Annotated in this window: 3 protein-coding genes; all 3 read left to right on the forward strand. The window is 60.1% G+C overall.

Annotated features, from left to right (window positions below; all coding sequences use genetic code 11):
• The first annotated feature begins 20 nt into the window (after positions 1 to 20).
• The 3 genes from PG892_RS21745 to rluA all read left to right on the forward strand — a co-directional run bounded on the left by PG892_RS21745 (position 21) and on the right by rluA (position 4,078).
• Entirely contained in the window at positions 21 to 368 is a 348-nt protein-coding gene (locus PG892_RS21745) for a hypothetical protein (protein WP_270825853.1), read from the forward strand.
• A gap of 73 nt (positions 369 to 441) precedes the next feature.
• The gene (gene rapA / locus PG892_RS21750; RefSeq protein WP_270825855.1) at positions 442 to 3,309 is read left to right on the forward strand and encodes an RNA polymerase-associated protein RapA; all 2,868 of its coding nucleotides are present in this window, start codon (positions 442 to 444) and stop codon (positions 3,307 to 3,309) included.
• Positions 3,310 to 3,421: 112 nt separating this feature from the next.
• On the forward strand, positions 3,422 to 4,078 hold the full coding sequence (gene rluA, locus PG892_RS21755; RefSeq protein ID WP_019446233.1) for a bifunctional tRNA pseudouridine(32) synthase/23S rRNA pseudouridine(746) synthase RluA: 657 nt from the start codon (positions 3,422 to 3,424) through the stop codon (positions 4,076 to 4,078).
• Positions 4,079 to 4,215 lie beyond the last annotated feature (137 nt).

The raw sequence follows: 4,215 nt of genomic DNA on the forward strand, positions 1-4,215 counted from the left end.
CACAGATTGCTTGATTCAAATTGTTAAAGAGCGACGCAGCTTTTGGCTGCTGCGGGAGTGGCATTCTACTCAACCGCTTTCTCGAGTCAAGCCTTATTTTAAGAGGCTTTTCGAGGTTACCGACCCGGTTGTTTGCGTTGCCGCTTGCCCTGTCGATGGGGGCGCATTATAGGGAGCGAATTCGTTCTGGCAAGGGGATAATTGCAAAAAGATGGCTTCCATCGTTCAACCGCTCACAAAGCAACCGTGGTGATGTATTAATGCACGAAAAGGATCTGCAGATTGATATTCCGGATGCTGTATTGAGGCTTGCAGGTTGGCAGATCAAGCTTGTGTCGATTTGGCTTTCCCCTGCTGCACAACCATGATGATCGGCTTTCCGCCTTCGGGTAACATAGCGCCCCTTTGCGATTCTCACACTCTTGGGCTTTGGAGAGTTTAATGCCTTTTGCACTTGGCCAGCGTTGGATTAGTGATACAGAGACGGATCTGGGTTTGGGGACTGTCGTTGCTGTTGAAGGACGCATGGTTACCCTGTTGTTTCCGGCTACCGGTGAAAACCGCATGTATGCCAAAGAAGAGGCGCCGGTGACCCGGGTCAGCTTCAATGTGGGCGATCAGATAGCCAGTCACGAAGACTGGACCATGACGGTCGAAGAAGTGCAGGAGAAAGACGGCCTGCTTATATATGTGGGTGTGCGCACCGACAATGATGAGCCCGTTGCCCTCAAGGAAGTGTTTCTCAACAACTTCATCAAGTTCAACAAGCCGCAGGATCGCCTGTTCGCCGGCCAGATTGACCGGATGTCCCGCTTTACCCTGCGCTACGAGGCGTTGATCAACCAGCACCAGCGTCGTCGCAACCCGACTCGCGGTCTGGCCGGTGGCCGGGTCAGCCTGATCCCGCACCAGCTCTATATCGCCCATGAAGTGGGTCACCGCTACGCCCCGCGTGTATTGCTGGCGGACGAGGTGGGTCTGGGCAAAACCATCGAAGCGGGCATGATCATTCATCAGCAGCTGCTCTCCGGCCGCGCCCATCGGGTGCTGATCCTGCTGCCCGAAACGCTCCAGCACCAGTGGCTGGTCGAGATGTTGCGCCGCTTCAACCTGCACTTCTCCCTGTTTGACGAGGAGCGCTGCATTGAGGCGTTCGCCGATGCAGAGAACCCCTTCGAGACCGAACAGCTGGTGATCTGCAGCCTCGATTTCCTGCGCAAGAAGCGTCGTCGCTTCGAGCAGGTGCTGGAAGCCGAGTGGGATCTGCTGGTTGTCGACGAAGCTCACCATCTGGAGTGGAGTGAAGAGGCGCCGAGCCGTGCCTATGAAATGGTGGAAGCACTGGCCGAACAGGTGCCGGGCGTGCTGCTGCTGACCGCCACCCCGGATCAGCTGGGCCACCAGAGCCACTTTGCCCGTCTGCGCCTGCTCGACCCCGAGCGTTTCTACGACTACGACGCCTTCCTCGCCGAGGAGCAGGCCTACGGTCAGGTTGCCAGCGCCGCGCAAGAGCTGCTGGATGGCGAGACCCTGAGCGAAAACGCCAAAGCCATCCTGGCCGATCAACTGACCGGTCTGGATCTCGGCGATGCCGCCGCCCGTCAACAGGCGGTCGCCAAGCTGCTGGATCAACACGGCACCGGCCGCGTCCTGTTCCGCAACAGCCGCGCCAATATTCAAGGCTTCCCGGAGCGCCACCTCAACGTCTACCCCATGCCGCTGCCGGAGCAGTACAAGACCGCCATCAAGGTGATGGGTATGATGGGTGGCAATGGCGGCGATCTGCAGACCCGTGCCCTGCGCTACCTCTATCCCGAGAAGATCTTCCAGCAGTTCGAAGGCGACAACGCTACCTGGACCCAGTTCGACCCGCGCGTCGAATGGTTGCTGGAACTGCTCCTCTCAGCCCGTCAGCAGAAGGTGCTGGTGATCTGCTCCGAAGCAGCCACCGCCATCGCGCTGGAGGAGGCGCTGCGCACCCGTGAAGGGATCCGTGGCGCCGTGTTCCACGAAGGGATGTCGATCCTCGAGCGGGACAAGGCCTCCGCCTATTTCGCTCAAGCTGAGGGGGGCGCTCAGGTGCTGCTCTGCTCCGAGATCGGCTCCGAAGGTCGCAACTTCCAGTTTGCCAGCCATCTGGTGCTGTTCGATCTGCCACTCAACCCGGATCTGCTGGAGCAGCGGATCGGTCGTCTCGATCGCATCGGCCAGCAGAACACCGTCGAGATTCACGTCCCCTATCTGGAGGGCACCTCCCAGCGCGCCCTGCAGCTCTGGTATCACGATGGCCTCGATGCGTTCGAGCAGACCTGTCCTACCGCCCGTCCGGTATTTGAAGCGGTGCGTGACGAGCTGTTCGAGCTGCTGGCCGCCAACACCGGCGAGCAGGGCACCCTCGACGCCCTGCTGGTCAAGACCCGCGAACTGCACGAGCCGCTCAAGGCCAAGCTGGAACAGGGCCGCGATCGTCTGCTGGAGATCCACTCCAGCGGTGGCGAAGCTGCCAAACAACTGGTCGAGAAGCTGGCTGCCGAAGATAACGACACCGGCATGATCTCCTTCGCCCTCAAGATGTTCGACGAGATCGGCGTCAATCAGGATGATCGCGGCGAGAACGCGCTGGTGCTGATGCCGGGCGATCACATGCTGGTACCCAGCTTCCCGGGCCTGCCGCAAGACGGCATGACCATCACCTTCGACCGCACCACCGCCCTGTCGCGGGACGATATGTCGTTCCTCTCCTGGGATCACCCCATGATGCGCGGCGGTATCGACCTGATCCTCGGCTCCGAGATCGGTGCCACCTCGGTCGCCCTGCTCAAGAACAAGGCGCTGCCGGTCGGTTCCATCCTGCTGGAGCTGATCTTCGTCGCCGAGTCTGCGGCTCATCCCCAGCTCTACCGCTTCATGCCGCCGACACCGATCCGCCTGCTGATGGACAAGAACGGCAACAACCTCGGCGAGAAGGTGGCGTTCGATGCCTTCAACCGCCAGCTGACGCCGGTCAACCGCCACCTTGGCAGCAAGCTGGTGACTGCGTCCCAGCCGGTGATCCACGGTCTGATTGGCCAGGGTCAGGCGATTGCCGAAGAGCTGAAGGCCGGGATTGTCGACAAGGCCCGCGCCCAGATGGCGCAGACCCTGCAGCAGGATCTCGATCGTCTGGAGGCGCTCAAGGCGGTCAACCCGAACGTGCGCGACAGCGAGCTGGAATATCTGCGCAATCTGCAGGCAGAATTGCACCACCTGATCGACCAGACCCAGCTCAAGCTGGATGCCATCCGCTTTATTGTGGTGACCCATAACTGATAAAACGTGAAATGGCCAAACCCAACGCAAGTTGGCTGCCATGCACTTTTTATCGTGGTAACCCATAACTGATGGGGGCTTGCCCCCGCTTTGACCAAAGATGCGAGACGCTATGTTTGTATACTCACCGCCCCTGGAACCCTGGCTCGATATCCTGTTCAAGGACAAGGACATCATGGTGGTCAACAAGCCCACTGGCCTGCTGAGCGTCCCCGGGCGCGGCCCCGAGAATGAAGACAGCGTGCTCCATCGGGTCAAGCAGCAACACCCCAAAGCGGCAGCCGCCCATCGCCTTGATATGGCGACCACCGGCGTGCTGGTGATCCCGCTCAACCCCAACTCCCACCGGGAGCTGAGCCGGCAATTCCGCGAGCGGGAGACCGAGAAGCACTACCTCGCCTGGGTGTGGGGTGAACCGGAGCTGGATGCGGGTGAAGTGGATCTGCCACTCTGCGTCGACTGGCCCAACCGGCCGAAACAGAAAGTTGACCACGAGGAGGGGCGTCATGCCCTGACCCTGTGGCAGAAGCTGAAGGTGGAGAATGGCAACAGCCTGATCAAGCTGACCCCGATTACCGGTCGCTCCCATCAGCTGCGGGTTCATATGCTGGAGCTGGGTCACCCCATCCTCGGCGATAACCTCTACGCCAATCCGGATGCGCTGGCGGCAGCACCGCACCTTTATCTGCATGCGGCCAGCCTGACCATCAGCCACCCCCGCAGCGGCGAGCGGATGACCTTCGAGGCGCCAGCCCCTTTCCCGGTCTGAGCCTGACAGGTAACTGCCAAATAAAAAGAAAGCCCCCATCGAGAGATGGGGGCTTTTTTATGGCGCTGTCCCAATTACATGTTGAAAGGCTAACCTTGAAGTAGGTCATCACCCTGAGGGCCTCCATCATGGATACC

Source organism: Aeromonas sp. QDB68, assembly GCF_027707405.1.
Classification (GTDB): domain Bacteria; phylum Pseudomonadota; class Gammaproteobacteria; order Enterobacterales; family Aeromonadaceae; genus Aeromonas; species Aeromonas caviae.